Annotated in this window: 4 protein-coding genes; 1 reads left to right on the top strand and 3 read right to left on the bottom strand. The window is 37.4% G+C overall.

Annotated elements, in window-relative coordinates; all coding sequences use genetic code 11:
* From AC33VI_RS22600 to AC33VI_RS22590, 3 genes are all read right to left on the bottom strand, one after another.
* On the bottom strand, positions 1 to 1,452 hold a 1,452-nt coding region (locus AC33VI_RS22600; protein ID WP_491784518.1), incomplete at its 3' end, for a CHASE2 domain-containing protein.
* Between the two features lie 6 nt (positions 1,453 to 1,458).
* The gene (locus tag AC33VI_RS22595) at positions 1,459 to 2,394 is read right to left on the bottom strand and encodes a DUF1822 family protein (RefSeq protein WP_491784517.1); all 936 of its coding nucleotides are present in this window, start codon (positions 2,392 to 2,394) and stop codon (positions 1,459 to 1,461) included.
* A gap of 24 nt (positions 2,395 to 2,418) precedes the next feature.
* A complete protein-coding gene (locus tag AC33VI_RS22590; protein ID WP_491784516.1) occupies positions 2,419 to 3,387 on the bottom strand; it encodes a PHP domain-containing protein in 969 nt (322 codons plus the stop codon).
* Between the two features lie 146 nt (positions 3,388 to 3,533).
* On the opposite strand from AC33VI_RS22590, the gene rnc reads away from it, so the two are divergent.
* A complete protein-coding gene (gene rnc / locus AC33VI_RS22585) occupies positions 3,534 to 4,232 on the top strand; it encodes a ribonuclease III (RefSeq protein ID WP_491784515.1) in 699 nt (232 codons plus the stop codon).
* The last annotated feature ends 144 nt before the right edge of the window (positions 4,233 to 4,376 follow it).

Here is a 4,376-nt window from a genome sequence, read left to right as displayed (position 1 = left end):
AGGAAAATCGTGAATTACATCGGATGCGATCGCTTTTGCTCCCCCAGATTGTAACCTAGCAACTAACCGTTCTAAAGCGATATCTGACAAAGATCCGCGCATATTAAAAGCCATACCTTGATTTTTTTGGTATTCAATATCCCTGTCGTCAATCGTCACGACTAAAACCCTTTGTTCGCGACTGGATAGAGGACGATAGCTCATCAAGCGATCGTAAATTCTTAATTCGCTTTTTTCTAGCCATCCCCAAGACTGAATCAGACTTACTGCAATTAAGACCAATGCAGCCGTTAAAATTCCAGAAGCAAAAAGTTGTTTGTCGAGGGTTAGTTTTCCCAGGCGAGCTAGTACTCCCCGTCGAGCGTGCAGATTTACCCAATCAGGAGGAATTGTAGCGGGATTTTGATAAATGATGGGTAACCAACTAGCATAGGGATATTGTTTATTCCAGGCTTGCAATTGCGCTCTGGCTTTTTTATTGGATAAATAGAGAGAATTGCCTTGGGCGTAAGCTTCCAAAAAGTTTTTGAGAAACTCTCTTGCCATCAGATCGGGGATAGGCATTCTCATAACAATAGATTGGGGTAAAAATAGTTTGCCCAATTCTTCAGCTATTCCCAAGCCATCGCAGGAATTAAAAATTGCCAACTGCAATCCATTGGCGATCGCTTGTTTGAAGGCGTGTTTTAGCTCTTCGATGGTTAATCGATCTTCTGGGTTGAGATATAAAACTCCTTGGCGATTTACCGTCTGACTGTGTCCTGCAAAAAAAACAATGTCCCAAGTTTCTTCCCACAAGCGAGCGTATAATTCTTGACGATTAGGCTCGACTAAAAAACTAACTTCACCCCCTGCTAAAGAATCTAAGAAATGGCAGTCGGCATCTAAATTTATTCCTTGACTATCCCCTAAAATCGCTAAAATTTTAACTTTTTTATGACGTTTAACTCTGGGAGCTATTGGTATGCGTTTAAAGTCGAAATTACTAATGGCAATTTCCAATTGGGGATATGTTTCCCATAAATCCCAACAACACCAAGGTAGTTGATAAATTTCGAGGAGATCGCTACAAATAATAATTCTGATTGCTTCAGAGCGAGTTAGTTCTTCTCTTAGATGTTTGTCAACTTCATAAAAACTAGGGGAATTCAACCAGTTTTGCAGCAGATCTTGTAACTTTTTAGCTGCTGCCACTAATTGTTTTTGGGGGTCTATCGAGCCATCAAAAATAACTTGCTTGGGTTTGATCCGATTATTGCTACCCAAACGAGAGTATTTTTGTTGCCATAGAGTCAAGGCGGCAATTAATTCTGGTGCTGGGGGCAAAATTCCTGCAAAACCCCGATCGACAGGTTTTCCTTCCTGTCCGATGTCTAAACTAACTTGAAACCCCGTTTGAAAATTTCCATTAAATTTAAGAATGACTAATTTGGTCATCGGACGCTTTGCCATCAAAAATTAAATGATAAAACTTTCTGTCATAATTTGTTCGTCCCAAGCTATTTCAATACTAAAGCTTTCTCCTAAAGTACCGCTAAAACAAAACTCAATTGTTTCTGTTTCGTTAGTTTGGGCAATCATTACGGGAAAACTGTTTCCATCGAGAACGATTAACTCTAAACCTTTGGGTAAAAGACTATTGGCGCGATCGTTATACACGATCAAAGAAATATCAAATTCTGCTTCCCTTTGAGACTGTATGTTTAACATCAAAGCGATCGTCAGATTCTCATTGAAGCAAATCGACTTAACTCGATTAATTTCTGTTTGGCATTGACTTTCCAAACAATCGAGCGGTTTTTGAGGACTTCTAAAATTAAATGTCAGATCGCCAGCCTGTAACTCCTCTGGTTTTTGCCAATTACTATCCTGACGATCTAAAAACCATCGCTCGATCCGAGTCGGTTGAATTGGTGTAGCGCGTTTTTGTTGGCTTAAATAGCTGGGAAAATTTGCTAATGATTCCAACTTACTCAAAGGCAATCGACTTTGGGTCACCTGTCGTAAAAACCCCAAAATTGTAAAAGATTTTAAGGATTCATCTAAGTTCACGATTACATAACCAATTCTTTCCGACCATACTTCAGGAGGAATTTCAATTACACTACTTCCTGCTAAAACATAACGACATTCTAATTTGCCATAACCAGGAATTTTGAGATCGGCAACATCCATCATGGTCTGTAGGAGGGGATTCCAACTATCACTATCCTCAAGATTAGTCGCCCATCCCAAGAAATTGAGATAATAATTTACCGCTGACACTGCCAAAGTATTGAGATAAACTTGCTTGGCTTTGCTTCCTTGAGATTGATAGCGACGAAATCTTTCCGCCTCAACATGAGTTTTGAGAGGGATGATACTTTGAAATAACTCAGTTTGACGATCTATCATTGTTTTTGAATCTCTGTTAAATGTCTAAAGATATTTATTAAATTCTGTTCTAAATAAAGGAGTAAAACGACGACACCAGCGATTATAAAAACTGCTCAAGGTAGGAATTGGTATACCCATTGCTGCGGATATTTCCTCCCAACTGCGGCGGTCAAATTTAGCTAAGGCAATAGTACTAAAATTGGCATCTGGTCTATTTCTAATATGAACCGTAGTAAAAATGCGATCGGGGTCTAAAGCGATATATTCTTTGAGTATTTCTGTTAAATCGAGATGACTATGAGATTGGCTAGTTTGTTCTAAATCGTCAAATAAAGCAATTTCATGTCGGGCATATTTTTGAACGTTGGCATAGGATTTTAAAATTAGCTTATCTAACTTAAAATTAACCCAGTTCATAAACTTACCATTTCCTCTTTGAGGATCGTATAAATCTATATTGAGACAGATATAAGCAAATGTTTCTGCAATCGCTTCTTCATAGAGAGTAAAGTACAAGCTTGAAGAAAACTTACTACTATGGGGACGACATAATCTACCAGATAGTTTAATTCCTCCAATTAGTTCTGTTAAAGCATAGGTTCTCAGTTCGCTATTAACTGGATATTTTTGGGCTGCTAACCCCATTTGTTTGAGTTGTTCGTCATCCAATATTTGTTTGAATAACTGCTTTTGCAATAAAAACAAATAAGCTGGTTTGATTTGCTTTGTTTTTGGTTTATTGGGGATATTATCCTGACTACTAAACCCGATTAAATCTTCTTGAAGATGATTGTATAACCGATCTTTTACTCGATTGTATATTTCCCGATATACTCCTTTTAAGGGAGTACCATTAAATCGACGACATAGAGGTCGCGAGCGCAAAACTATAGCTACAATTTGATTGATTATTGACTCTTGCTGTTGAAGGTCATCGCTAGTTTGACATTTATTCAATAACTCTTGTAGTTGTTGATATTTCGCTCTCTCTAAGTCATTACTACTGGTCATTTATAATGATTTATTTAAACTCCTATATCGATCGAACATTACTATTAATTACTTCTCAGTAGTAAATTATATTTACGGGTTTTGTGATAAAACTTTATATTTGCTCTTGTTTAAAGTGTCGAACGCCTTAATTGTTAGCTATTCTCATGAATAAAAAGTTACCCTCATTCCAAAATCCTCTTCTATTCGATTTGGCTTTAACCCATCGTTCTTATACCAATGAAAACATAACTGTAAGTGCGGATAACGAAAGACTAGAATTTTTGGGAGATGCAGTTTTAGGATTTGTAATTGCTGAAATGTTATACACAACTTATCCCGAACTTCAGGAAGGACAATTAACTCATTTGCGATCGCGACTAGTGGACGAAAAACAATTAGGAAAATTAGGCAATGAATTGGGTTTAGGAGAATTAATGCACCTAGGCAAAGGGACGGCAAAAGATGGGGGTAGAGACAATCCTTCTTTACTCAATGATACCTTTGAAGCTATTTTAGGTGCATATTTCCTCGATTCGGGAATTGAAGCGGTTCGTCAATATATTCTAGAAATATTTGAGCCTTTAGCAGAAACTCTGGTCAATTCGAGAGAGGGTCATAATTCTACTCAATCGACCGTAACTTTTATAGATAGCAAAAATCGCTTTCAACAATGGGCGTTAGCCAATTACCAAGTCAAGCCTGAATATCAAATTATTGATGAATCTAAACTCGATTCCAACCAAAAATTTACCGCCCAAGTATCGGTATTGGATAAAATATACGGTATCGGTCGAGGTCGTCGCAAACAAGAAGCAGAAAAACGAGCAGCAGAAACGGCTTTAAAAAATCTGAAACTAAATTAGTAGAAACCCGATAAAATATACAGTTGCGCGCCAAAAGTCTTGATATTTCTTTAAAACTATGGCTATGTCAAAAATTAAATGGTAAGATTTTATACATTACAGGAGAAAATTCGGACTATCCTGTATGAGTACCAACAATTTGGT

Source organism: Waterburya sp. (genome assembly GCF_058530065.1).
Note: the sequence above shows the minus strand (reverse complement) of the source record. Positions and strands in the feature narration are given on the sequence as shown.